The organism is Novosphingobium sp., assembly GCF_025351285.1.
Lineage (GTDB): Bacteria > Pseudomonadota > Alphaproteobacteria > Sphingomonadales > Sphingomonadaceae > Novosphingobium.
Genome location: NZ_JANXWG010000010.1, coordinates 1 through 24,736 on the forward strand (window position 1 = coordinate 1; position 24,736 = coordinate 24,736).

30 protein-coding genes and 1 riboswitch are annotated in these 24,736 nt (G+C 63.7%); of the genes, 18 read left to right on the plus strand and 12 right to left on the minus strand.

Annotated elements, in window-relative coordinates; genetic code table 11:
- The 4 genes from Q0R16_RS01385 to Q0R16_RS01400 form a co-directional block, all read left to right on the plus strand.
- The coding region (locus Q0R16_RS01385) for a carboxyl transferase domain-containing protein (protein WP_295631136.1) at positions 1–147 on the plus strand (147 nt) is incomplete at its 5' end.
- A 9-nt stretch (positions 148–156) separates the two neighbouring features.
- A complete protein-coding gene (locus Q0R16_RS01390; protein ID WP_295631038.1) occupies positions 157–672 on the plus strand; it encodes a hypothetical protein in 516 nt (171 codons plus the stop codon).
- Between the two features lie 129 nt (positions 673–801).
- On the plus strand, positions 802–1,116 hold the full coding sequence (locus Q0R16_RS01395) for a hypothetical protein (RefSeq protein WP_295631040.1): 315 nt from the start codon (positions 802–804) through the stop codon (positions 1,114–1,116).
- Positions 1,113–1,334, plus strand: a complete 222-nt coding sequence (locus Q0R16_RS01400; protein WP_295631042.1) for a hypothetical protein — start codon at positions 1,113–1,115, stop codon at positions 1,332–1,334. Before Q0R16_RS01395 ends, Q0R16_RS01400 begins: the two co-directional genes overlap by 4 nt.
- Here Q0R16_RS01400 and Q0R16_RS01405 read toward each other — a convergent pair.
- The 8 genes from Q0R16_RS01405 to crtY form a co-directional block, all read right to left on the minus strand.
- Positions 1,331–2,086 carry a molybdopterin-dependent oxidoreductase gene (locus tag Q0R16_RS01405; RefSeq protein ID WP_295631044.1) on the minus strand — a complete coding sequence of 252 codons (756 nt, stop codon included), beginning with the start codon at positions 2,084–2,086 and terminating at the stop codon, positions 1,331–1,333. The genes Q0R16_RS01400 and Q0R16_RS01405 overlap by 4 nt on opposite strands.
- Positions 2,083–2,955, minus strand: a complete 873-nt coding sequence (locus Q0R16_RS01410; RefSeq protein ID WP_366857046.1) for a cytochrome b/b6 domain-containing protein — start codon at positions 2,953–2,955, stop codon at positions 2,083–2,085. Before Q0R16_RS01410 ends, Q0R16_RS01405 begins: the two co-directional genes overlap by 4 nt.
- A gap of 114 nt (positions 2,956–3,069) precedes the next feature.
- Positions 3,070–4,053: a HupE/UreJ family protein gene (locus tag Q0R16_RS01415; protein WP_295631046.1), complete on the minus strand. Its 984-nt coding sequence runs from the start codon at positions 4,051–4,053 to the stop codon at positions 3,070–3,072.
- On the minus strand, positions 4,050–4,877 hold the full coding sequence (locus Q0R16_RS01420) for a peptidylprolyl isomerase (protein ID WP_295631048.1): 828 nt from the start codon (positions 4,875–4,877) through the stop codon (positions 4,050–4,052). The genes Q0R16_RS01415 and Q0R16_RS01420 overlap by 4 nt, the downstream gene beginning before the upstream one ends.
- A gap of 21 nt (positions 4,878–4,898) precedes the next feature.
- Positions 4,899–6,803, minus strand: a complete 1,905-nt coding sequence (locus Q0R16_RS01425; RefSeq protein ID WP_295631050.1) for a DUF3604 domain-containing protein — start codon at positions 6,801–6,803, stop codon at positions 4,899–4,901.
- A gap of 77 nt (positions 6,804–6,880) precedes the next feature.
- Positions 6,881–7,462, minus strand: coding sequence for a TIGR00730 family Rossman fold protein (locus Q0R16_RS01430; RefSeq protein WP_295631052.1), 582 nt, complete (start codon positions 7,460–7,462; stop codon positions 6,881–6,883).
- 10 nt (positions 7,463–7,472) lie between these two features.
- Positions 7,473–8,951: a phytoene desaturase family protein gene (crtI, locus tag Q0R16_RS01435; RefSeq protein WP_295631054.1), complete on the minus strand. Its 1,479-nt coding sequence runs from the start codon at positions 8,949–8,951 to the stop codon at positions 7,473–7,475.
- Positions 8,948–10,183, minus strand: coding sequence for a lycopene beta-cyclase CrtY (gene crtY / locus Q0R16_RS01440; protein ID WP_295631056.1), 1,236 nt, complete (start codon positions 10,181–10,183; stop codon positions 8,948–8,950). The genes crtI and crtY overlap by 4 nt, the downstream gene beginning before the upstream one ends.
- Positions 10,184–10,394: 211 nt before the next feature.
- Between crtY and Q0R16_RS01445 the strand changes: the two genes are divergently transcribed.
- From Q0R16_RS01445 to Q0R16_RS01495, 11 genes are all read left to right on the plus strand, one after another.
- A complete protein-coding gene (locus Q0R16_RS01445) occupies positions 10,395–11,945 on the plus strand; it encodes an NAD(P)/FAD-dependent oxidoreductase (protein WP_295631058.1) in 1,551 nt (516 codons plus the stop codon).
- Positions 11,946–12,139: 194 nt separating this feature from the next.
- The gene (locus Q0R16_RS01450) at positions 12,140–13,084 is read left to right on the plus strand and encodes a MipA/OmpV family protein (RefSeq protein WP_295631060.1); all 945 of its coding nucleotides are present in this window, start codon (positions 12,140–12,142) and stop codon (positions 13,082–13,084) included.
- A gap of 146 nt (positions 13,085–13,230) precedes the next feature.
- A complete protein-coding gene (locus tag Q0R16_RS01455) occupies positions 13,231–14,460 on the plus strand; it encodes a hypothetical protein (RefSeq protein WP_295631063.1) in 1,230 nt (409 codons plus the stop codon).
- Positions 14,461–14,521: 61 nt separating this feature from the next.
- Positions 14,522–14,627, plus strand: a riboswitch (TPP riboswitch).
- A 43-nt stretch (positions 14,628–14,670) separates the two neighbouring features.
- Positions 14,671–16,515, plus strand: a complete 1,845-nt coding sequence (gene thiC, locus Q0R16_RS01460; RefSeq protein ID WP_295631065.1) for a phosphomethylpyrimidine synthase ThiC — start codon at positions 14,671–14,673, stop codon at positions 16,513–16,515.
- 19 nt (positions 16,516–16,534) lie between these two features.
- Positions 16,535–17,173, plus strand: coding sequence for a hypothetical protein (locus Q0R16_RS01465; protein WP_295631067.1), 639 nt, complete (start codon positions 16,535–16,537; stop codon positions 17,171–17,173).
- Positions 17,170–17,523, plus strand: coding sequence for a cystatin domain-containing protein (locus Q0R16_RS01470; RefSeq protein ID WP_295631069.1), 354 nt, complete (start codon positions 17,170–17,172; stop codon positions 17,521–17,523). Before Q0R16_RS01465 ends, Q0R16_RS01470 begins: the two co-directional genes overlap by 4 nt.
- Positions 17,524–17,789: 266 nt before the next feature.
- Positions 17,790–18,353 (plus strand): hypothetical protein, encoded by a 564-nt coding sequence (locus tag Q0R16_RS01475; RefSeq protein ID WP_295631071.1) that lies wholly within the window; start codon positions 17,790–17,792, stop codon positions 18,351–18,353.
- A gap of 137 nt (positions 18,354–18,490) precedes the next feature.
- Positions 18,491–18,718, plus strand: coding sequence for an AbrB/MazE/SpoVT family DNA-binding domain-containing protein (locus Q0R16_RS01480; protein ID WP_295631073.1), 228 nt, complete (start codon positions 18,491–18,493; stop codon positions 18,716–18,718).
- A 2-nt stretch (positions 18,719–18,720) separates the two neighbouring features.
- The gene (locus Q0R16_RS01485) at positions 18,721–19,113 is read left to right on the plus strand and encodes a type II toxin-antitoxin system death-on-curing family toxin (protein WP_295631075.1); all 393 of its coding nucleotides are present in this window, start codon (positions 18,721–18,723) and stop codon (positions 19,111–19,113) included.
- Positions 19,114–19,198: 85 nt separating this feature from the next.
- Positions 19,199–19,456 (plus strand): LysR family transcriptional regulator, encoded by a 258-nt coding sequence (locus Q0R16_RS01490; protein ID WP_295631077.1) that lies wholly within the window; start codon positions 19,199–19,201, stop codon positions 19,454–19,456.
- 184 nt (positions 19,457–19,640) lie between these two features.
- A complete protein-coding gene (locus tag Q0R16_RS01495) occupies positions 19,641–19,841 on the plus strand; it encodes a hypothetical protein (protein WP_295631079.1) in 201 nt (66 codons plus the stop codon).
- Between the two features lie 289 nt (positions 19,842–20,130).
- On the opposite strand, the gene Q0R16_RS01500 is transcribed toward Q0R16_RS01495, so the two are convergent.
- Positions 20,131–20,523 (minus strand): hypothetical protein, encoded by a 393-nt coding sequence (locus tag Q0R16_RS01500; protein ID WP_295631081.1) that lies wholly within the window; start codon positions 20,521–20,523, stop codon positions 20,131–20,133.
- 340 nt (positions 20,524–20,863) lie between these two features.
- Here Q0R16_RS01500 and Q0R16_RS01505 point away from each other — a divergent pair, with 340 nt between their 5' ends.
- Positions 20,864–21,307: a DUF3833 family protein gene (locus Q0R16_RS01505; protein ID WP_295631083.1), complete on the plus strand. Its 444-nt coding sequence runs from the start codon at positions 20,864–20,866 to the stop codon at positions 21,305–21,307.
- A 24-nt stretch (positions 21,308–21,331) separates the two neighbouring features.
- Here the strand turns inward: Q0R16_RS01505 and Q0R16_RS01510 are convergent, their stop codons facing one another.
- A complete protein-coding gene (locus Q0R16_RS01510) occupies positions 21,332–21,457 on the minus strand; it encodes a hypothetical protein (protein ID WP_295631085.1) in 126 nt (41 codons plus the stop codon).
- Positions 21,458–21,514: 57 nt separating this feature from the next.
- On the opposite strand from Q0R16_RS01510, the gene Q0R16_RS01515 reads away from it, so the two are divergent.
- Positions 21,515–22,456, plus strand: coding sequence for an OmpA family protein (locus Q0R16_RS01515; protein ID WP_295631086.1), 942 nt, complete (start codon positions 21,515–21,517; stop codon positions 22,454–22,456).
- 12 nt (positions 22,457–22,468) lie between these two features.
- Here Q0R16_RS01515 and Q0R16_RS01520 read toward each other — a convergent pair whose 3' ends face one another.
- Both Q0R16_RS01520 and Q0R16_RS01525 read right to left on the minus strand, forming a co-directional pair.
- Positions 22,469–22,921 (minus strand): YaiI/YqxD family protein, encoded by a 453-nt coding sequence (locus tag Q0R16_RS01520; protein WP_295631140.1) that lies wholly within the window; start codon positions 22,919–22,921, stop codon positions 22,469–22,471.
- A gap of 32 nt (positions 22,922–22,953) precedes the next feature.
- On the minus strand, positions 22,954–23,271 hold the full coding sequence (locus tag Q0R16_RS01525) for a zinc ribbon domain-containing protein YjdM (protein ID WP_295631088.1): 318 nt from the start codon (positions 23,269–23,271) through the stop codon (positions 22,954–22,956).
- Between the two features lie 149 nt (positions 23,272–23,420).
- Here Q0R16_RS01525 and Q0R16_RS01530 point away from each other — a divergent pair, with 149 nt between their 5' ends.
- Complete coding sequence (locus Q0R16_RS01530; protein WP_295631090.1) at positions 23,421–24,719, plus strand: adenylate/guanylate cyclase domain-containing protein; 1,299 nt, start codon at positions 23,421–23,423, stop codon at positions 24,717–24,719.
- Positions 24,720–24,736: the final 17 nt, after the last annotated feature.

Below are 24,736 nucleotides of genomic sequence, written 5' to 3' on the forward strand. Positions count from 1 at the left end.
AACCCGTTCGTGGCGGCGTCAAAGGGCTTTATCGATGAGGTGATCTATCCGCATTCGACCCGGCGGCGGATTGCGCTGGGGTTGCGGAAATTGCGCAACAAGGCGTTGGAAAATCCGTGGAAGAAGCATGATAACATTCCGCTGTGAGGCATTGACGTGAACTGGTTCTTTGAACTCGATCGCCCAGTCTTTAAGGTTTATCCGGCGACCGAAAGGTCAATTTCCGGCCGCGCCGTCAACTGGAGGTCAATGGATGCTTGGCGAGGGCCCCTTGACTCCGTCGTGAGTAAAGCGAGCGGAGCATTCGGAATTTATTCCGTCGAAACTGCGAAGGGAATACTTTCAAATATGCTGGAGAAAGGCGAGGCTTTGCTGCAAGCTATTACGGACGAATCAGATTTCGCCTGGGTGACGTATTGGCACGATCCTGCGAAATCAAATGAAAGTGTATGCAATTTTTGTCTAGGAATGCGGGAAGATAATTTCAGAAAATTGCATGAGAGTTTCCAATTCGCAGTGCAATCAATGTTAAAGGTGGAATTGAGAGGAAGTGGCGGATTTTCTGTTTCAGAGGGAAATCCATATTCTACTCAGCCAACCATGTCCGGATTTGAGGCAGGATATCCAGTTTTAATTCATGATTTTTCGGTTCATTTGGCTTCGAGATACTGATTTCGGATTGAATTTTAGAGCGGTACGATCGTTTTTGCGGGCACTGAGCGGGCGGAAGCGGATCGGAAATGGTGGAATGACCGGTTCTGCCTTGCAACCCGTCGGTGTGTACCTTATCATGTCCTTATCATGGCAAGCACCCCCCAGTCCGAACGCGTGACGTTCCTCACCAGCCGCCAGCAAAAGGCCGCGCTCGATGCCTTTGCCGCCAGCCGCGGCGAATCCGTGGGCAACGTGGTCCGCGAAGCAACCGCGCGCTACATGGCGCAATCTGAAACTACGGCTGAGGATAGCGCCGAGGAAGCGGAACTGGCCGCCATCGTCGCGCATCTGGTCGAAGCGCTGCCCGCGATGCAGGCCAGCCTCGATCGCTCGATCAAGACGATTGCCGAAACGAACGACGAGGTTGACCGGATGCTGCGCGAGGCGGGAATTCGCAAATGAGCACCCTGAGCGATGCCCTCAAGGGCGTGCAGCGCCTGCTGATCATGCAGGAAAAAATTGCGGCACTCGATGGCGCAATTCAGACGCTTTCCGCCAACCACAGGCAAGTGGTCGGCGAAGTCGTGGGCATCGACAAGCGCCTCATTCGGATCGAAACGCTGGTCGAGGTCGCCACCGCGCGCGGCGCACCTCCGTCACCACCCCGGCTTGAAGGCTAAATCCCCGCGTACCACTGGTACCCGGCACCATCTTCCCAATACCCGCCCTTGCCGCCGTGGATGCCATCGAGGCTCGCCACCGCTTCCACGCGCATCACGTACTTGGCTTGTTTATAGCCCAGTGCCCGTTCCACGCGCAGCCGCAGCGGTGCGCCGTGGCCGACCGACAGTGCTTCACCGTTGAGCGTGTGCGCCAGGATTGTCTGCGGATGGAACGCGTCGACCAGGTCGATGCTCTCGTAATAGGGAACGCCGCTGGTCGTATCGGCGCAATGGAACACCACGTAGCGCGCGTTCGAGGACAATTGCGCGGTTTTGAGCAGCAGTCCCAGCGGCACCCCGGTCCATTCGCCGATCGCGCTCCAGCCTTCAACACAATCGTGCCGCGTGGTCTGGCGGCGCTGCGGCGCGCTGCGCATCTGTGCGAGGCTCAGCGTCATCGGGTTGGTGACCATGCCGTCGACCTTGAGCTTCCAGTCGGCGAATTGCCCGGTCATCAGTGCCTGGTATTCGGCCGAGGTGGGCATCACGTTGCCATTGGTGCGGAACACCGGCGAACGGTCCGATGCGGCGAATTCGGGCGCCAGCGCGTTGCGATCGGCGATCAGCCGCTGCGTGGTCATCGTCGCTTTTTCACCGAGGCCGATCGTGCGGCGGACGGTGGGCGACTGGACGATCTTGTCGCAGCCCGCCAGCAGCAGCGACGAAGCTCCGACACCAACCAGCGCGGCGCGGCGTGAAATCAGGCTCACTTGCGCGCTCCCTTAAGCTTGGGTTGTGGCAGGCGATACCAGCCGGTGATGATCGAGCGGATTTCGTTGAACGGCCCGGCCGCCACAACAGCCGCGAGGTGGACAAAGATGAAGCCGGCAAACCCGGTTGCCAGGATGAAGTGGATCGAGCGCGCGGTCTGCCGTCCGCCGAACAGCGTCAGCAGCCACGGCCACGCTGCGTCCATGTAGGGCGACATCGTCAGGCCCGTCAGCACGATGCCGGGCAGCAGCACGAACAGCACCACGCAATAGGCCAGTTTCTGCAACACGTTGTAATGCCGCGCGGCCTCGCCGGTGGGAAAGCGCAGCAGCGCGTGCTCCTTAGTGTCGTGAAGCAAGTGGCCGGGCGCGAGCTCCTTGGCCTTGGGCACAATGTCGCGCCACAAATGCTTCGTCACCAGCGCCCACAATGCGAACAGCAGCCCCGGCACCACCAGCACCCAGGCGAAAAAGAAGTGCCACAGCCGCGCATCGGCCAGGCTGTACGTCGTCGGGATCGTCAGGATCGGCGGGAACGGCATCGCGACGCCGCCGGCAAAACCCAGAAAGCCGGTGGTGTTGAACTCCACTCCGAACAGCCGTGTGAAACCGCGCGTGCCGATGTGTCCGATCCACAGCCACTGGTAATCGGGGTTGGCGCCGAACTTGCCCCAATAGAGGTGCGGGTGCGCGTTGAAGATCATCATCCCGCTCATCAGCATGATGAAAATCGTGATCGCATTGGTCCAGTGCCACAGCCGAACGGGCAGCTTGGTGCGATAAATCAGGGTTTCGGCAGGCGGGGGCGGCATTGCGGACTGCGCCACGGTGGGTAAGGGCTCTCGGAATACAGGCGCGGCTTCGGTCATTCGGCGAGTCCCCCTCGGATGCGCAGGAGCATGACACGAACAATCGCCGCGGCAAGCCCTCCCGGCTGGCGATACGCTGCCGGTGTGTCAGTGGTTACAGGGGCGCGAAAAAAATCATGAGACGGCGCGCTGGATCATCCAGAACGCGGCGATCGAGCCGATCGCATAAGCCGCCACCCGCCGCACCGCGCCCGCGTGCGCTGCGGTCACCCGCGCCACCAGCCACAACGCGGCAAACCCCGCCGCCACGATCACCAGTTGCCCCGCCTCCACCCCCACGTTGAACGCGAACAGGGCAGGGACCACCTCGCCCTGCGGCAGCCCGATTTCGGCCAGCGCGGCGGCGAAGCCCAGCCCGTGGAGCAGCCCGAACGCGAACGCCACCGCCCACGGCACCCGCGCGGTGAAGCGAGGGCGCGCAGGATCGTCTTTCACGATCTCGACCGCCAGGAACACGATCGACAGCGCGATGCAGATCTCCACCGGCCGCCGCGCCACCACGAACAGACCCAGCGTGGTCGCCGCCAAAGTCAGCGAATGCGCGAGCGTGAATGCGGTGACGGTCTTGGCCACCGACCAGCCGCGCCGGATCAGCAGCACGAGGCTGAGCACGAACAGCAGGTGATCGTACCCGGTGAGGATATGCGTGACGCCAAGCGTCAGATAGGTGCGCAACACTTCGGCCCGGTCGGGGACAGTCGACAGCGTGGTGAAGGGTCGGGCAGGGGTCAACCGTGCGGCTTCGACCGGAGTCCCGCGCGCCGCGACGCGCAGCAGCGCATCGGTGAAGCCGTGCTCCATGCCCGCAAGGCCGATCGTCGCACCCTCCAGTGATTTTGCGCAGTGCGCGGTGCCGGTCTCGACCAGCGATCCGCCGACCAGCCGCGGCGGTTGCCAATCGAGCTTGCAGAACGCGGGCAATTGCGGCCGCGCGCGCACCGCAAGGCCGCCCAGGATCGGCGCCTTCCACACCATGGCCCAAGTGCCGGGCGCGCCTTCGGTCAGTTCGAGGAACCCCGGGCGCAAATCATCGGCGCGTGCCGGACTAGCTATCGCCAGCCACGTCAGCAAAGCCAGCACAAGCGCGCGCCAGGTCATTTGGGCCGCGCGATCTCGACCTGGTAGCCGGCCAGCATCTTGGCATATGCCGCATCTTCCGCACGCGCGATCATCCCGGCGCGCCAGTCATTCTCGACCCGCTGGCGCACCGTGGCGAGTGTGGGCTTGGCGGGCACGGTGCGAGAAACAACCCGCACTACGTGAAGGCCCAGCCCGGACCCGATCGGCCCGGTCCAGCGGCCTTGCGGCGGATCGCGCAGCGCGGCGGCGAATTCATCGCCCAATTGCGCCGAAACGTCGCTGGTGCTCGCGCGATCGAAATGGAGTGGCAGCGCCACCATCTGTCCGACGCTAGCGGGCGCCGCACCTGCGTTCAACCGCTCGACCGCCCCGGCAGCAGCCGCGCGTGTGGCCGGGGAATCCGGCCCAAGCCAGACCTGATCGAAGCTGGTCACCACATCGGTGGCATAATGGGCCGGATCGCGATCGAGCATGGCCTGCAAATCCACGTCGCTGGCCTGTTTTGTCTCGGCTTCCGAAGTGGCCAAAGCCTGCATCTTGCCGCGCATCCGGCGGATCACGATCTCGTCGTCGCGATCGAGGCCGAGCCGCTGCGCCTCGCGGTAATAGACCTGGTCCTTGACCGTGTCGGCGATCAGTCCTTGCAGTTCCTGCGGGCTGGGCGCGCGGTGATAGGTCTCGACATAGCGTTCCACCAGCCGCGTCAGCGCGCCTTCGTTGAGCACGATCCGCCGCTCACCCGCATCGGGCGGCAGGTTCGAGAACACCGCGAAGATCACCGCCCCCGCGATCAGGAAATGCACCAGCGGCTCGCGCAATACCGTGCGCAATCGGTCCCGCATTGTCACCCGCTACGCCCCAGTTCAGCCGGCAGGCGCATACCAGATCGACGAGGTATAAGCGCGCTCCTGTCCCTTGGCCTTCACGTCGGCGGGCAGCTTGATGTGGTACTTCACCGCATCGAACGCCGGCCACATCGGGGTGGGGATTTCCATCACGCGCACATAGTAGAACGCGCGCAGTTTGGGATCGAATTCGGGATCGGTCCACACCGCTGACAAGCTCGGCGCGCCGATCGTGTTGGTGTAGCGCGCGTTGGCCAGATCGACCGTATCACCCACCGCCGGAACTTTCCCGCTGGCGGCCTTGCGCTTGTCCATGTCGGACCACACCACGTCGAACACCTTTTCGTGCGTGGCGCCGGCCTTGTCGATCCAGCCCTTGATGATCTGCACGCGATCGAGGTTGGCGCCCTTGGGGTCCTTGAGTGCCGAGACGATGAAGCTGGGCTTCGCGTCGGGCTTAGCGGCCAAAGTTCCGCCCATCGGCACCCCGCGCTTGTAGCCGGCATGGACCCAATCGCCCTTGAGATCGCCCGCATTGAAGTCCCACCCACCGAAGAACCGCACGGTCATGCGCGGGCCGGTGGTGGCATAGACTTCCTTGCGCATCATCGCGTCGAAGATCGCCCCGCGCGTGTTGGCACGCGCCCACACCGCCGCATAGCCCGAGGCCAGCGACTGCCAGTTCATCCGCACTTTATCGAGGCCTGGAATGAACGAATCGCTGGCGCGGTGCGCGCTCGGCTCCACGCCCGGATGCTTGCCGAAGAAGTTGTTCTCGTCGGCGGTCGACAGCGAGGTGTGCGCATCGGTCGATCCGATCACGCCGTACTTGTAGGGGTTGACCCCGGTGCGCTGCTCGATCGCCAGCCCGCGCTTCAACGCCTCGCGCACATAGCTGCCGGCGTAATCACCCGGCTTGGTCGGCTGGTTGTTGAGCAGGTTGTTCTGGTCCCAGCCCAGCGTGCCATAGCCTGCGAATTCATCGTTGGGAGACAGGAACGGGTGCGCCTCGCTGTCGCCCTTGATCTGGGTGATTTCGACGATCGGTTCGTGGCTGGCGCGGCGGCGCGCGTAGCTTGCGCTCATCGGCCCGCCACCGGGTTCGACCAGTTGCCACATCAGCCCGTTCGACAAGTTGCCGTTGTGCGGGATCGACAGCACGTGGCCGCCGGTGGCCTTTTCATAGCCTTCCATGAAGTCCCACAGCGCTTCGGGGGTGGTGTGGCCGCTGTCATCCAGCGGCAGCACGGTCTTGATCTTGTCGATCGCGTCGCGGAAGATCACGTTGCGGTGCAAGTTGTTGCCGCCTTGCATCAGCGTGTATTCGAAGCCGTGGAACGCCGTGAACTTGCCGGGTTCGTAATAGCGTTCGACCATGTCGGCGCTGGCGTTCCAGATCGACCGCGTGCGCTTTTCCGAGGATTTGGGATCGTTCATCGCGCCGAACGATTCGCCGCGCCCCTTGGCGGCCAGGATCTCGGCGGTGGCTTGCAGCGAATCCTTGGTCGATCCGTGGAACAGGTCGTGCCAGCGCAGCAGCCTGGGATCGCGGATCAACAAGCGGGGAGCATCATACAACGCCTGCGTGGAACCGAGCCCGGTCGAGTGATCCGAAATGACCAGGAAATCGAGCGGCCGATCGAGCTGCGCCTTGAGCCCGGTGGATGATGTCACTTCATCGCCGCGCGCGAAGCGCAATGCGGCTTCTGGCGGGAGCCGGTTGCCGAAACCGAAGGCGTCGACCGAATTCGAGGTGTGGAGGTGCGTATCGCCCCAGAACACGCGTTCGGGCACGTCGGTCAGCGGCACCTTGCTGTCGTCCTTGGGCGCCACGCTGCGGCCCGGCAGCAAGTTGCACCCGGCCAGGACAAGCGAAACCGCGCACAGCGCAGCGCCAGCGAACAGGAACCGTGTCGTCTTCATGGCCTTTGCACCCCTCCAGGCGTCGTTATTCAAAACATCTTGCACGCACGGTGTCGTAATGACCAGCCCTTCAAACCTTACAACTCGTCCAGCTTCATCGCGAAGATCGGACGGTGCGGTTCGTGTGCGGCCATGCGCGTCAGCAGCATGTCGAGATCGTGCTCTGCGATCAGGATACCCGCGTGCGCGGCGCGGATAAAGCCGGTCTGGATCATCTTGCGGTTGAATTCGAGCAGCCCGTCATAGAACCCGAAGGCATTGAGCACGCCCACCGGCTTGGCATGATACCCCAGTTGCGCCCAGCTTACCGCTTCCCACAACTCGTCCATCGTGCCCACCCCGCCGGGCAGCGTCAGGAACCCGTCGGACAGCTCGGTGAACGCGGCCTTGCGCTCGTGCATGCCCTTCACCACGTGCAGTTCGGTGCAATCGTGGTTGGCGACTTCGCCCGAAACCAGCGCTTCGGGGATCACCCCGATCACTTCGCCGCCCGCAGCCAGCGCGCCGCTCGCCACCGCGCCCATCAGGCCCAGCTTGCCGCCGCCATAGACCACGCCAATCCCGCGTTCGGCCAAAGTGCGGCCGACTTCGCGGGCGAGCCCGACATAGCGCGGATCTTCGGGGCTGGCCGAACCGCAATAGACTGCCAAGCGCTTCATCAGATTTCCTTCATAGCAATTGTTCGATCATCATGGTCGCAGTCAGTTCGGCGCCCGCCAGCACGCTCGGCAGGCCCGCGCCCGGGTGCGTGTCCGGGCCCACCAGGTACAGATTTTCGATGACAGGGTCTCGGTTGTGCGGACGCAATGCACCGCTTTGCAGCAACCCCGGTGCCAACCCGTGCGCGCTGCCGAGATGGCTGTTCCAGTCGCGCGCGGCGTCGTCCGGGGTGTGCTGGAAACGGGCGACGATGCGCGATTCCAGATCGGGGATTAGCCGCCGCCCGATCTCCTCGATCACGCGGCGCTCGAGCACCGGCCCGATCCGCGCCCAATCCACCGGCAAGCGCCCGAGATTGGGCACCGGCACCACCGCCGAAAACGCGCTCATGCCTTCGGGCGCGACAGAGGGATCGGTCAGGCTGGGATGGTGGAGCTCGATGCACAAGTCCTGCTGCAGCACGCCGTGATCGAACAGATCGCTCAGCCAGCCCTGATGCCTCGGCCCGAACAGCACGGTGCGGTGCGCGATCCCGGGCCAGGCCCCCGAAAGCCCGAAGTGCACCACGAACTGCGCCGGGCTATAGGTTTTGCGCCCCAGCCATTTCGCCATGCTGCGCCCGCGCGGATTGTCGGCCAGCAGTTCGCGGTACATGTGCATCGCATCGATCCCGCCGCACACCGCGTCGAAGTGCGCCGTCCAGCCGCTCTCCGTCTCGACCCCGGTGACGCGGGTGCCGAGCGTGGCGATGCGCGTGACCGCCTCGCCCAGCCGCACCACGCCGCCCAGGCGCGTGAACTCGGCCAGCATCGCCGCCGCCAGCGCGTCGCTGCCGCCCTTGGGCCACGCCACCCGCGCGAACGGATCGCGCGCCAGCCCCAGCGCCAGCAACGTGGGTAGCGTCAGCGGATTGCCGCCGATACGCAGCACCGGATAGCCCAGCGCGTGGCGCAGCTTCTCGCTCGCCACGTGCCGGTCGAGCATGTCGTCGAGCGCGCGCCAAGCCTGATGCCGCAGCAGCGCCGGAACACTGCGCGCCATACCCCGCCATTCGAGCAGTGCCGCGCTGCCCAGCCGCGCCTGGCCATCGGAGCGGATCGACGCGACCATGCGCCCCAGTTCCTCGTAGCCCGCGACATCGGCCGGGTTGATCCGCGCAATCGCGGCGAGGACTTCGGCCCGATCGGGAGAGGCCTCGAACACCGTGCCGTCGGGCCAGCAAAAGCGTGTGTATGGCTCGATCGGCAGCAGTTCGAGATCGTGTTCCAATGCGCGGCCCGACAGCGCCCACAATGCGCGCAAGCCATCGGCATCGTTGATTGCGGCGGGCGCGGAGTCGAACGTGAAGCCATCGCGCATTAGCCCCGAACAAGTGCCACCGGGCTGTGCAGCGGCTTCAATCAGCGTCGTCGGCACCCCGGCCGCCTGCAACCGGATCGCCAGCGCCAGCCCACCGATCCCGGCGCCGATCACGCAAGCGTGCTTCAAGCTGCCGGGCCCGCGCCATGGCCAGCGCCATGAATCGGCTGCGGCCCCGCTTCACCAGTCTGGCCCAGCCCGGTAAGCACACCCAGCGCGCGGCCCAACGGCAGCGGGTGCCGGCCGGCGAACAGCCGCGCGAGATCGGCCGCGGTCGAACGGCCGGCGTGCATTCGCTCGATGAGGCCATTGTCCAGCCGATAGAACGCTTCGAACACCCGGGTCTGGCGATCGGGTCCGGGCGCCGCAAAAATCATCGCCGCCAGCCGTCGCGCGAACTTGCCGCGCTGCCAATAGCGTTGCGCCCAGGTCTGGCTGAAGCGCGCGAGCGCCGCTCCGTCGAGGTTCGCCACATCGGCCGGAACCTGCCGCGTGACCGCCAGCGCATAACGCACCGCTTCGGCCAGCGTGCTGCCGGTGAGCGGGTGGAACAGCCCGCCGCGCATGCCCGCGCGCGCGGTCTCGCCGCCGTTGGCGCGCCAGAACGTGTCGAACTCGCCATCGGCCACCACCGGGCGGACGCCGTGCTCCTCGCCCAGCACCTCGCGCACGAGCCAGCCTTGCGCGCGCACATAATCGTCGATCCGCGCCGCCAGCGTGGCGCCGGCCACCGTCGGGCTCTGTCCGTAGCAGATGTCCTCGACGTGGACCTCGTCGGCCGCGGTGGGCAGGCACGTCACGAAGCGCAGCCCGTTGACCTGATCGACGCTGCCATCGTGCAGGATCGGCCGCACCAGCCCGTGCGGGCGTTCAAGCTTCAGCCGCCGCCCGAGATAGCGCTGCCACCCGCCGCTGAGCGCGGTGGTGTTGCGCAGGCCCCGCGCGTCGATCACCGCGCACGCTTCGATCCGCGTGCCGTCGACCAGCGTGGCGGCTTGCGCACTGCACGCCAGCGCGCGCGCGCCGGTCATGATGGCCGACGGGGGCAGTGCGCGGCGCAGAACGGCATCGAGCCTGTCCGACGTGACGGCGTAAACCGCCGTGGGGAAATCACGCGACAGATCGGGAAAGCGCACATCGTAGCCGCGCCATCCGGACACGACCAACGGGGTCAGCAGCGCGCGCCCGGCCTCGCTCACGTCGCTGCCGAGGAACGGCCACAAGTGGTTCCCGCCGAAGCGATCAGCCTCGTCGACCAGCAGCACCGACAAGTCCTTGCGCCAGCGCGCAAGCGCCATGGCAATCAGCCCGCCGGCGAGCCCGCCACCCAGGATCGCGATATCTGCCGTTCTTGCCGCCATTACCGATCGAGGCTTAAGCCGCTGGCAGAGCGGGCGCAACCGGCAGTGGCCGATGCGATCGCACCAACCGGGCTCGTCCCGCGCCGTAACGATGGCCTGGCTTGAAATGAGCGGTTGATCGCGATCAATGCGCGGTGTTTAATCGCTCGGTTAATCACACCTGTCGGCGGAGTCGCAAACGGCCCGCCTTGCCTGGAGAGGAACGAGGTCGATGAACGCAGTTGCCCCGATTGAAGCCGCCGCAACCCATGTCGACGTGCTGATCGTCGGCGCGGGCATTTCGGGGATCGGTTCGGCTTACCACTTGCAGGATCAGTGCCCCGGCAAGAGCTATGCGGTGCTCGAATCCAAGGACACCTTCGGCGGCACGTGGGATACGCACAAGTACCCCGGCGTGCGTTCGGATTCGGACCTTTACACCTTCGGTTACCGTTTCAAGCCGTGGATCGGCGCGCCGATCGCAAGTTCGGCCGAAATCCTCAAGTACATGGGCGAGGTGATCGAGGAAAACGGCATCACCCCGCACATCCACTATGGCCACCGCATCACAGCCTGCCGCTGGTCGAGCGCGGACAACCTGTGGACCGTCGAAGCCACGCGCAAGGCAGATGGCGCACACGTGACGTTCACCGCCAACCTGTTGTGGATGTGCCAGGGCTATTACGATCACGAAACGCCCTACGTGCCCGACTGGACCGGCTTGTCGGACTACAAGGGAACATTCGTCCATGCGCAAGTGTGGGATCCGTCGATCGATTACGCCGGCAAGCGCGTGCTGGTGATCGGCTCGGGCGCGACCGCGGCCACGGTGGTACCGGCGTTCGGCGAAACCGCCGCGCACGTCACGATGCTCCAGCGATCGCCGACCTATTTCTTCGCCACCCCCAACCAGAACGAACTGGCCAATCGGTTGCGCCAGATCGGCACCGATGAACCGACCATCCACCGCGTTGTGCGCGCGCAAGTGATGTACGACATGGATGTACTGACCAAGCGTTGCGAGAGCGAACCCGACGTGGTGTTCGAGGAACTGAAAGCGCTGATCCGGCAATACGCGGGCGACGATTTCGAATTCGAGCCTCACTTCACCCCGCATTATCGCCCGTGGCAGCAGCGGCTGGCGTTCTGCCCAAATGGCGATCTGTTCCAGACCGCGGCCGCAGGCAAACTGACCGTGGTGACGGACACGATCGACCGCTTCACCGAAAAGGGCGTGCGCACCGCTTCGGGGCAGGAAATCGAGGCCGACATCGTGGTCGCCTGCACCGGCTTCAACCTGCTGATGATGGGCGGCATTCCGTTCGAGGTGGATGGCCAGCCGGTCGATTGGCACGATACCGTCAACTATCGCGGGATGCTGTTCACCGGCGTGCCCAACATGGTGTGGGTCATGGGCTATTTCCGCGCCTCGTGGACGCTGCGGGTGGATATGCTGGGCGATTTCGTGTGCCGGATGATCAACCACATGGACCGGATCGGCGCGAAACGGGTCGAGGTCGCGCTGCGTGACGAGGATGCCGAAATGACGCTCAGCCCGTGGATCGAGCCCGACAACTTCAATCCCGGCTATATCCAGCGCGGCATCGGCCAGATGCCGCGCGCCGGGGCCAAGCCCGAATGGCGCCACAACCAGGATTACTGGCGCGAACGCGAGGAAATCCCCGCGATCGACCTGGAAGGGAGCGAGTTCGTCTACGACGGCAAGCATGGCGGTCCGGACGAAACCAAAGCCAGCGATGCGCGCGCAACCGTGGCGGCCTGAACGGCCTGATCGTCACTGCCTCACGCCACTGCCTTACGTCACTGGCCCATTATGGTCCACAGCTTCAAGTAGAACGAAAGTTAAGCGAACCTTTACCAAAGCGCACATTCGCGTACACGCAAAAACCGGGTTGGCAGTCTGACCCGGGGGCGCACGGGTCCATGCACATAAATCGAAATGGCTGGACAGCCTGCGTGGCCAGTGCAGTGGCAATGGGCGCCATGCCCGCCCCAGCGCACGCTGCCGACGAGCCGGTGGTGACCTCGGCCGAAAACACCGATACGTCGGTAACGCGGCCGGTGCTGCCCGAAGTCGCGGTGGGCCAGGCCGGCGTACAGGACGCAGAACCCGCGCCACGCGCCACACCGAAACGCGATATCTATGCGGGCGACTATCTCATCATCGGCGTTGGCGCGGCGGTCCTGCCGGCCTACGAAGGATCGCACCGCCACCACGTGATCCCTGCGTTCGGCGTGGGGGGGCGCATCCACGGTATCGGCATAAGCCCGCGCTCTGCAGGTGTTGCACTCAACCTGATCCCGCCACGCAGATCGCGGATCGGGCTCTCGTTAGGCCCGGTGATCCGTTACCGCGGGACGCGCACCGTCGCGATTTCAGACCCTACGCCCGTCCGCGTGGGCAAGGGCAAGAGCAGCCTCGAACTTGGCTTCAATGCGTCGATCGCGCTCAAGCACATCCTGTCGAAGTACGATACCCTAAGCCTTGGCACCGATATACGCTGGGACGCGACCGGCAAAACCGGCGGTCGTGTGATAGCGCCGGGGATCAACTACTTCACGCCGGTCAGCAATGGCCAGGTGGTCGGCATTTCGGCCAGCGCAGACTTCTACAACCAGCGCATGGCCAACCAGACTTACACAGTCACCCCCACCGGCGCGGTGACCGTGATAGCCGGAGCCACGCCGCGCGCCGGCCTGCGCAGCGTGGGCGGGCGGATCTTCACGGCTTACGATCTCGATCACGATATGCGCAACGGCGGCTTCTCGATCCTGTTCGGCATCGGCTATTCGCGGCTGGTCGGCTCGGCCGCGCGATCGCCGCTGGTCAAGAGCAATGGCACGCACGATCAGGTGGTGATCGGCACCGGCCTGGCCTTTGCGTTCAGGGTGAAGCGCTGATTTGTTTGGTCCGAAACTTCGTTTCGGAACAGGCTTCAAAACTCGCTCTTTCGCGAGTTTTGAATCAGGCGAAGAAATCATCTCACCGATTGTTAACACCTGCACCGTACGTCGACCTGCGGTCCGCATGATCCGGGGGGATATTGGTGGCAGTTCTGGTTTTCGCGCGCGAGTTTTCGTTTCCGACGGCTGCGGTGCGCAATGCGCTCGATGCCGGGCTTCCCCAGTTCCGCTGGACGGTGAGCGAGGCGGGCGTGCCGCTGCCAGGCAACATCCACGAATTTCCAAGCAAGGCGATCTTGACCGGCACATCGCCGACCACGCGGCTGTCGGTGACGCTCACCGCCAATGCCAACCGCTTTGCCGGTGAGGCGCCGCCGCACCAGTGGCATGCGCGGATCGATGCTGGCGAATGTCCGTCGGACGATCTGCTCGATCGGGTGACGCTGGCTCTGGCCACGCCGTTGCTGGCCAGCGGCGGCGAGGGCGCGCTGCTCCAGCGTGAACCCGGCGGCAACTGGCTCTCCGCCGCCGATGCACAGCGCATGGTGCAGATGCTGGCGCAAGGGCAGGACATGGCGCTGGCCGGGTTGCTGGGTGTGGCGGCGTCGCGCTTTGCGGTGGCCGTCCCGGTTGGCCGCTACGATCCGGGCCTCGACGAATTGACGCTGCTGTCGGTGGTCGCCACGACCCGGCCACTGCCCTACCGCCGTGATTTGATCGAGCGCGCGCTGGCCGACAATTTTCCGCTTTACCGCTGGCAGGCCGATGCCCCGACTGGTTCTGGCGAAAGCTTTCCTGGCCGCAAGCTGGTGGTCGGCGCGATGCCCGGCCGCAAGCTCTCTATCATGATCGACGGACGCCACGAGGCACTGCCGCGCGAACTTGCCGCGCCGCCGCACCGCAGCCACGTGCGCGTGTGCGTAGATGCCGGGCGCGACCTGGCGCTCGCCCGCCGGGTAGCGCTGACGGTCTGCGCCACGCTGATCCGCGGCGTGGACGACGACGCGCAATACCAACTCGACAACCGCGGCAACTGGCTGACGCATTGGGATTGCGCCGAAAGCGCCACGCTGCCGCGCACCGTCACCGACATCGGCGAATACGATCGCAACACCGGCCGCACGCACGACTTGTTCAGCGCCGACAAAAGCTGGCTGAACGGCGCCGTTCCCGCGCTCGATGACGGGCTGCTGACGATTTATCGTGGCATCGCGGTCACGGTGCGCGGCGGAGTGACCGTGGCGGGTGCAACGATACCGCAGGCCGCCGCGCCGATGCCGCTGCGCCCCGCCAGCCCGATGCCGGCCCGCCCAGCCGTTGGCGGCTTCGGCGGAGGCGCGCGCGGTGGCGGCTTCGGCCGCCGCGCTTCCTGATTTTCCGACCGCACGATCGCCCCGGCACGCTTTACAGCTTGTACCTGCACGCCTAGGTTGCCCGCCATCCCCGGGGAGCCGCTTGGCTGAGAGGTGGGCATCGCACCCCACGACCCGTCGAACCTGAACCCGTTAGCACGGGCGGAGGGAGGGCTCGCGGCATCCGACCACGCGGCTCCCACGCTCTGCTGTCCAAGGAGCGTGCGACTTATGGCCGACATCAATTCCAAGCTCGAAATCGGCGTCACCACAGGCCCGATCCGTGGCTCCTCCAAAGTCCACGTCGGCCCGCTCAAGGTGGCGATGCGTGAAATCCGGCTCGAACCCACTTCGGGCGAACCGCCGGTGCGCGTCTATGATACTTCTGGCCCCTACACCGATAGCGCCGTCACCATCGACATCGCCGCCGGCCTTGCCGAATTGCGCCGCGACTGGATTCGCGGGCGCGGCGACGTTGAGGAAGTGCTCCAGCGCGATGTGAAGCCCGAGGACAACGGCCAGCTCGGCCCCGATCGCTCGGGCGGAGTTCCTGCGTTTCCACGCGTGCGCAAGACAGTCCTTCGCGGGCTACCCGGCGCCAACGTCAGTCAGATGCACTACGCCCGCAGAGGCATCATTACCCCCGAGATGGAATACGTCGCCACCCGCGAAAACCTCGGCCGCGAGATGATCGCCAACCATGTGCGCGACGGTCAGGACTGGGGCGCGGCGATCCCCGATTTCGTCACCCCCGAATTCGTGCGTGACGAAGTGGCGCGCGGCCGCGCGATCATCCCCAGCAACATCAACCACCCCGAAAGCGAACCGATGGCGATCGGGCGCAATTTCCTGGTCAAGATCAACGCCAACATCGGCAATTCGGCGGTAGCATCGAATGTCGCCAATGAAGTCGACAAGATGGTCTGGTCGATCCGCTGGGGCGCCGACACCGTCATGGACCTCTCCACCGGCCGCAACATCCACGACACGCGCGAATGGATTTTACGGAACAGCCCCGTGCCGATCGGCACCGTGCCGATCTACCAGGCGCTCGAAAAGGTCGGCGGCGTGGCCGAGGACCTGACCTGGGAAATCTTCCGCGATACCCTGATCGAACAGGCCGAACAGGGCGTCGACTACTTCACCATCCACGCCGGCGTCCGCCTCGCCTACATTCCGCTGGCGGCAAAGCGCGTCACCGGGATCGTCAGCCGCGGTGGTTCGATCATGGCCAAGTGGTGCCTCAGCCACCACAAGGAATCGTTCCTCTACGAACGGTTCGACGAGATCACCGAGATCATGAAGGCCTACGACGTCGCCTATTCGCTCGGCGACGGCCTGCGCCCCGGATCGATCGCCGATGCCAACGACGAAGCGCAGTTCGCCGAGCTTTACACGCTGGGCGAACTGACCAAGCGCGCCTGGGCGCAAGACGTGCAGGTGATGATCGAAGGCCCCGGCCACGTGCCGATGCACAAGATCAAGGAGAACATGGACAAACAGCTCGCGGTCTGCGGCGAAGCGCCGTTCTACACGCTCGGGCCCTTGGTCACCGATATCGCGCCCGGTTACGATCACATCACCAGCGGCATCGGCGCCGCGATGATCGGCTGGTTCGGCACCGCGATGCTCTGCTACGTCACGCCTAAGGAGCACCTCGGCCTGCCCGACCGCGATGACGTGAAGGTCGGCGTGGTCACCTACAAGCTCGCCGCGCACGCCGCCGATCTCGCCAAGGGGCACCCCGCCGCCAAAGTCCGCGACGATGCGCTGAGCCGTGCGCGCTTCGATTTCCGCTGGCGCGACCAGTTCAACCTGTCGCTCGATCCCGACACCGCCGAACAATACCACGACCAGACGCTGCCCGCCGAAGGCGCGAAAACCGCGCACTTCTGCAGCATGTGCGGGCCCAAGTTCTGCTCGATGCAGATCAGCCAGGAAGTCCGCGAATTCGCCGCCAAGCAGAACGCCGATGCCGACAGCTTCATCGCCGCCGAAGACGCCGAAAAGGGCATGGAAGCGATGAGCGAGGTGTTCAAGGAAAAGGGTGGGGAACTCTACCTGCCGGCCGAGTAACATGGCCGGGCACTGGCCCATGCGTGGCGCGTTGGCGGGGGCGGCATGGTTGTTCCTCGCCAGCGCCCCCGCGTTTGCCGAACCGCTCACGCTGGATGCCGTGCGGCGCTCCGAACTGGGCGACTGGCAGGGCAAGCTCGAATACCGCGATTACCAGTCCGATCGCTGGTTCGGCTTGCCGGTCACGGTCCATGTCACAGACGGCGGCGACGGTGTGACGCAGATCCGCACCGCCGATTTCGACGATGGCCCCAAGTCCGCGCCCAAGGCCAAGATCGTGCGGATCACCACGGTTTCGATCGCCAGCACCGACGGGCGGACAAGCCATTCGGTCTCGTTCCGCAAGGGCGAGGTGCCCGAAGTGTCCACTAGCACGGTCCTGCTCGATCCCGCCAGCAGCGATGCCCGGCACTGGACCGTGATCGAAACCGAAGCGGGCCGCGACGACAACCGACCCGCCGAAGTGCGCGTCACCACGCGCCGCGATGGCGATAGCTTAACCAGCCTCAAGGAAGTGCATTTCACCGGCGCGCCAAATGACCGGACTGTGGGCAAGCCGGGGGACAAGGTGCCGGACAAGGCTGGGGACAAGCCGGGCGGATGGCACACCCGTAACCGCACGTTGCTGACCCGCATTCCGGGAAACCCGCAACCATGACCCGCCCGCTGGCTCTGCACCTCGCCGTGCTGGCGGCCATAACGCTGCCGCTCGCGGCCACCGCCACGCCCGATCAACCCGAACCGGCAAGGCCGATGATTGCTGGCGGCTGGAGCCCGATCCCCGCGCCCGCCGCCGATCCGGAAGTCCGCGCCGCCGCCCGCGCCGCCCTCACCAGACTGCCCCACCACGCCCGCCTGCGCCGCATCGAAAGCGCCGAGCGGCAGGTGGTGGCGGGCATGAACTATCGGCTGGTGTTGAGGTTGAGCAATGGCCAGCGGTGGTCGGCCACGGTGTGGCGGAAGCTGGATGGGGTGATGGTGGTGAGTGGGGTTGAGCGGGAGCGGTAACCTGAATATTTGCCGAAAGAAATCGCATCATAGGTAGGCCTTCGCGCCTACCCTTGAAGCATGTTGGAAGTCCGTTGAAAACTTCGCCCTTGATGAAATTGTCTAGAAATTTTCATCCACTACGTTGAAGTTTATCGGCGTTTCACGTTTCGAAAGCTACGATTGAACCCATGCACCCGAATTACAAAATCCTGACAGCTTACGTCTTAAACGAGTTGCATTGTCCTACGATCTTGATTCCTCCGGGAGATCCGAGGGAAGGTGGCATGGGGCCTGACGGCATCTACAAAGTAAAGTTTCAAGAACCGGAAATTGATCCAGCTCATCTTGCACTTGGTAGATATTTGGATGAATGGAACTTCTTGGAGCATATTTTGGGAGATTTGCTGATCTCGATGCTTGGCGTCGAACGGTCACTGATGCCGACCCTTGCTGGCAATCTTGGGGTGCGCGGTCAGATTGAAACAGTCCGTGAGTTAAGCGGAGCAATTTTCGACGAGACAACTGCCGAGAAATGCTCATCGCTAATGGATCGCTTAAATTCTGCCGGAGGAATTCGAAATAAGCTTGTTCATGGTTATTGGATGCTTGAAGTGGTAATCGCCTCTTTTCAGAATGATATAAAACATCGAGTCAGGCCATTTCGAAGGTATGATCCATCATCGATTGAACTTCAGGATAAATTAAAAAATCCGAAAGAGCATAAATTGCGAGAGAAATACATGTTTGGAATTGGCAAAATTGTCTCTCTTTCAGGTTCGCTCAATGAATTGTCCACTGAGTTGCAAAGCTTTATGAATTCGATATTCCCGCCAAACGTATATGAATAGGTAAATTAAAAATTTATAGGTTAGCAACGTTTGGTCGATTATTGAATGTCTAGAATAACTAGTTCTGGCGACATGTGCAATAAGCTCTAGTTGTAGTCCGCCTTGCGGCCACTTAAAGCATGCGTTATAACGCTCGGATGAACGTCACCCTCAAGATCACCAAGATCGGCAATTCGGCAGGCGTGATTTTTCCGCGCGATGTGTTGGCACATCTTGGCGTCGCGGTTGGGGAGACGGTGTCGGTCGTTACCACGCCGCGCGGGATCGAACCGGCTGCGGCCGATGGCGATTTCGAGGCGCAGATGGCGGTGGCGCGTGAGGTGATGGCGCGGCGCAAGCGGGCGCTGGGCGAACTGGCGAAATAGGCGTGGCGGACGATTGGGTGTGGGTCGCCACGGCGGTCGCCGAAGCGGCGCATCGCGAGCAACTGGCCGAACACGACGGCGGCGAGGGCACGCGCGATGCAGGTGCGCACGAAAGCGCGATGGCGCAGGCCCGCCAGCGCGCGGTATACGAAGACTGCGACGCGTGCGATCTGGCGGCGGCCTATGCCTTCGGCATCGCGCGCAATCATCCTTTCGACGATAGCAAGAAGCGCATGGCGGCGGTAGTCGGCGAAACCTTCCTGGCGCTCAACCGCTGGCAACTCACCGCCAGCGACGCCGAACTGGTGGTCGCATTCGTCGCCCTCGCCGCAGGCGAATTGAGCGAAGCCGACTTGACCCAATGGTTCCGCGACCACGCTGCACCCGTGATTTAGCACCAGTGACGGGGAGCGCGAGGGACTCAATTCCTCGCATCTTCCTTCTTTCCTACAACAAACCAGATCGGTTATGCACTCGCGCATGTCCGAACCCGAAACCACGCCCGCAACCGCTCCCGACTACGAATGCTGGACCCTCGCCAAGAAGGTCGCATTCCTGATGGAGCTTCGTGCCACGCGTTCGGTCACCAAGGCGGCGCGGGTGGTCGGGATGTCGCGCAACTCGGCCTATCGGTTGCGCGCGCGGCAGCGGGGTTCGGGGTTCGATGCGGCGTGGGCGGCTGCGCTGACAGGCGTGTGGCCGTGGTGGAAATCTGCTCAGGCGGATGCGGGGGCATGACGGGTCGGGTGGTGATCCGGGCTTCGGGAGCGGAAGCAGGGGAAGATGCGGCGGAACCGCCTGCGAATTTGTTCCCCAGGACACCGTCCATTGCGTCAACTTGTCACCTTTTGGGTGGCGTTGGCGGTGTGTTTACGAATTCGGCACCACAATAGCCCGGGCAAAGATCGAGGGGGCAGCGAGGATGGCGGGCATCGGCAAAACAGCGATGCGCTGGGGGTTCCGGTTGGGATTGTTGGGCTTTGCCGGCGGGTTCTTCGTGCCGATGGTGTTCATGCCCGATGCCAACCAGGATCCGATGCTGGGCATCTTCATCACCGGTCCGCTGGGCTTCGTGGTGGGCCTGGTCGCGGGAGCGGTGCGCGGTTTCGTGCGGAACGACTGACCGGCGGAGCGGCTTGGCTCTCCCCGCCGCGCCAGGCTTTCCGGGCGTGCCACCGCCGCGTGCGGCTCGGCCGGGTGCCATCGAAGACAAGTCCGCTATGGAAAGGATCGAAAGCAAGTTTGAGGCCGCGGCGCATTCGTGGGAACTTGGCCCCGCTGCACTGCTGGTCCACGGGCTCGGCTCGAAGATCGGTCATGCAGTGGGGCTGAACCGCCTCGGGATTGTCGGAGGCCATCTGGTTCAAGTTACGCGGCCATCGGGATGTCGTCCATCATGGCGCAGTCATGCGTCAGCGGCGCAGGATGCCGATGATCGTGTCGAGATCGTCGGTGCTCGATGCCAGGAGGCCGTAAAGCGAACTCAGGTCTTCCGACAGACGGGGCGGGAGGACAATGCTGGCAGGTTCCTGGATCGCCTCGATCAGCGGGCCGGTATAAGCGGTGAGCACGTGGCGCCCGCAGGCCTTGCTGATTTCGAGGCTGATCTGGCGGAAGGCTGCGGTTGCGCCACCGCTGCGGATCGGGCCGGGGCGGATCAGGCCGCTGGCGAGGAAGTGGAAATCGGCCATTGCCAGCGAGTAACAGTTGGCTTGCGTGGTGTTGGACCAGTTGAAGACGCGAAAGCGCGTCTTGTCGAGTAGCATGGCGATCATGCGCCCCGCCTTGGCAGTCAGATCGTCCACGCGAATTGCCCCCGAATTGGTGTAACCTTCGAATCGCTCCCTTGCAACATTCGACTGTTACCAAGGTAAAGCGATCCTGTTCAATAAGCCGCGTGCGATTGCATTGCATTTGGATGCAATTGTTTGCCGATTACTGATCTAGTTGACGCTGCATGTTGAAAGTATTGGTCCGATGTGGATTGAAGCGGCAGGTGCCGAGATTCCGCGATTTGGCAATGGACCCGCTGGCCCGCCGGGCTATCCTGCGGGCATGCTCGATACCCGGAACTATGCCATGCACCTCCCTTTGATCGGCGCGGCTGCGCTTGCGATGATGACGGCATGGGCACCGGCGGCATCCGTGCGGGACTTGGCAGCGGCCGGTCCGCACTTTGATCCTGTCGCGTTCTTCACTGGCGAAACCGAGGGCAGGGGTCGGCTCAAGGTGATGTTTTCGCGGGCAAAGTCGATACATGTCAGCGGGCATGGGATGTTGCAGGGCGATGGCGTGCTGGTGCTCGACCAGACGGTGACGACCGAGGGCGATCATGCCAAGTCCCGGCAGTGGCGCATCCGCCAGACCGCGCCCGATCACTATGTCGGGACGCTGACCGACGCTTCGGGTCCGGTCAGGCTCGATGTGACGGGGAGCCGCATGCGGATCCGCTATCATGCCAAGGGCGGCCTGGTTTTCAGCCAGGTGCTGACACTTCAGCCCGGCGGACAGGTGTCGCAAAACGTGATGAGAGTGCGCAAGTTGGGCATGGTCGTCGCGACGGTCCGCGAGACGATCACGCGCCGTTGAGGCTGGCGCCGCAGCGCCGGGGCACTACTTCGACGGCTTGTCCGAAACCGCAATGCCTTTCTGGGTCGGGTTCGAAGCGTTTGCTTTCTTGGGCTTTTCGGCCTTGGGCTTGCGCACTTCTTTGCTCGATTTCTTCTGGCTCTTGGCCATCGCACTTCTCCTGCCGGGCCGGCAGGCCCTTGCTGGGCTTGGGCCTGCGGCGCAAGTTTGTCGAACGATTATCGGCTTTCAGGCGTCGGCAGCGTGAAGGCTGCCGGTCGAGGCGGGCGGTCGAAGCTCGCGGTCGAAGCCGGCATCCCGAATTGGGGCAGGCAACTTGGCCCAGGACGCGATGTGACAAATCGCATAGCGGATGCCACAATATTGGTTTATACGATGCTAACAATCGATTCGAGCTTTAGGTTTATTCGAAATCTTTCAGGGACTTCGGTCATGATGGCAACTCGACTACTGCTGACTGCTGCGTTTGTACTCGCCGGTGCTTCGGCTCATGCCCAAACCGCACCGGACGGATTTAAGTCGGTAGAGCAGATCACATGCGAACTGACAAACTCGTGCGGTGAAGAGGCTGCGGCTCCTGCGCAGGCACGCGGTGAGAGCCGCAAATTCAGCCTCGCGGTCATGCCCAAAGGTGGCAGTGCTTCGCAGCTCGGCACGGGCGCTACCAAGTTGGCGGTGCGGTCTAGCCTGAGCAAACCTGCCACTTACGCGACGTCTGGCGCAAAAACAGCGTCGCCGGGGGTACGCAGTCGCGTGATTGTAGCCACCCGTCCAACAGGAAAGATGCGGACCGGAGCAATCGTATCGTCAAGCCTGGCAGTCGGCTTTGCAAACGCTTCCGATTCGCTCGATGTGGCAGGGCAACGCCAGGCGAAAGCGCTGCTCGGCGCGTTGACCGGACCGATGCTCGCGGGAAAGCATGTTATCATTGCCGGCCACACCGATTCGAGCGGCGGGCGTGAATACAACCTCGATCTGTCGCAACGTCGCGCGCGCGCATTGGTCGATTACCTGGTCGCCAACGGGATTTCACAGTCCTTGCTCGAACCGGTGGGCTATGGTTTCGATCGCCCGTTGCCTGGGCTGAGCGCGAGCGAAGCGCGCAACCGTCGCGTCGAGGTTGTCATGGCCGACGTGGCAAAGCCGTAAGGTTACGGGCCTTTAAGTTCGCGCCAACATGACCAGCGCTTCGTCGAGCGCGGACAGAAACCGCGAACGATCGGCCTTGGCAAACGGCGCCGGCCCGCCGATCGCATCGCCAGTGGCACCCGCGCGCAAATCGGCCATGATCGCGCGCGTCGCTACCGCAGCGCCGATCGAGGCGAGCGTGAACGGCCTGCCATTGTTGCCGATCACTACCGCGCCCGCCTTCAGGCAGCGATCGGCTAACAGGATGTCGGCCGTGACCACCACCGCGCGCGCATCTGCTCGTTCGGCGATCCAGTCATCGGCGGCATCGAAGTTGCCCGGCACAACCACCCGGCTGACCAGCGGGTGCGCGGGCACGCGGAATGGCGAATTGCTGACGATCGACACCGGCACCTCGCGGCGGAAGGCAACCTTGTAGATCTCCTCCTTGACCGGGCAGGCGTCGGCATCGACCAGGATGCGGATCGGACCAAGTGCATTATGCATCGCAGCCTCGCTTACCGCTTTTTGACGAACTCCGCGCGCAGCACCAGGCCCTTGATGCCGTCAAACCGGCAATCGATCTCCTGCGCGTCGCCGGTCAGCCGGATCGACTTGATCACTGTGCCCTGCTTGAGTGTCTGCCCGGCACCTTTTACTGTCAGGTCCTTGATCAGCACGACTTGGTCGCCATCGGCGAGCAGGTTGCCGTTCGCATCGCGCACTTCGATTGCATCGGCCGCACCCGCCGCCTCGCGTTTCGCTGCGAGTTCGCCAGCGGGCATCCATTCGCCGCTGTCTTCGTCATAGACGTAGTCTTCGTCGTCACCGGCCATCGTCAGGGTCCCCAATTGTCGCGCCGCCATGGCAGGTGCGCGTCGGCTTGGCCAGCGACGCAAGCATGCGCGAACCGCACGCGGCAATCGCGCCTTGTCGTGCAACCGCTTGTTGCGTAGCTTCACGGCGGGAGAGAGGGAGAGGCGTAGTGCTCAAACTGCTCCAGCGCTTTGGATTGCATTGTTCATCCATAGAAGACGAACGCGTCTTTGCCGATGGTTACCTGCTGCGCACAGTCGGTGAATCGCAGCTCTTCATGGTGCTGAGCGCGCTGACCGTTTACGTGTTTTTCTTCTGGGACCGGATGATCGACCCGGTCAACTGGAACACCACGCACATGATCCGCGGGCTGCTCGTGGCGCCGGCGATGGTGCTGGTGGCCAGCGTGCTCTTCACGCCGTTCGGCAAACGCCATTTCGAAGCCTTCGTGCTGACCATGCTGCTGCTGGTGATGACCGGGCTGGCCACGATCTACGCGGTGCTCGATCACGGCTACCAGTACGCCGCGCTGGCCTTCACGATGGCGATGCTGGGCACGACCACGATGTTTCCGATCCGATCACGGTTCCTGGTCATCGGTTCGTTCCTGAGCATGGTGATCGTGGTCGTCGGGCATCTGCTGGCGCACAATGCCGGGCCGGGCTGGCTGCTGGTCAACCTGATAGCGGCGCTGGTGTCGATCGGCATGGGCACGCTCTCGGCCTACTTGCGCGAGCGCGAAGCCCGCGCGGCGTTTCGGGCAACAAAGGCGCTGGTCGCCTCGCGCGAGCGTGTCGACGAATTGCTCCACTCGATGCTGCCGCGCGAGGTGGTGCAACGCATCCAGGCGGGGGAAACCGCGATTGCCGATCTCCATGGCGAAGTCAGCATCATCTTCGCGGACCTTGCGGGCTTTACCGAAATGTCGCGCAAGATCAGTCCGTCGCATCTGGTCAGGGTGCTCAACGACTTGTTCTCGAGTTTCGACCGCGATGCCGAACGGTTGGGGATCGAGCGGATCAAGACCATCGGCGATGCCTACATGGCGATCGGGGGGCTTCGGCGCAGCGTCGATGGCACCGACCACGTCGAAGCTGCCGCGCTGTTTGCGCTGGCGATCCAGGCGCGCGTGCTGAAACTTGTAAACGAAATGGAATATCCGCTGCAGATCCGCGTGGGACTGCATGTCGGCCCGGTGGTGGCAGGCGTGATCGGCGTGACCCGCCCGGCTTTCGATTGCTGGGGGGAATCGGTCAACCTGGCCAGCCGCATCGAAGGCCATGCCACGCCCGGCACGATTCTGGTGTCCGAAAGCGCGTACTGGCGGCTCAAGCCTTTTTTCGCGATGGAGCCGAAGGGCGAGACCGAACTCAAGGGCATCGGCAAGACCCGCGTGTTTTGCCTGCTCGGGCCGGTGGTGGGGGAGGGGGCGGGCGACGCTGCTGGGGATCTTCCCGCCGTCGCTTGAAGCGCAACCCGTTCGGA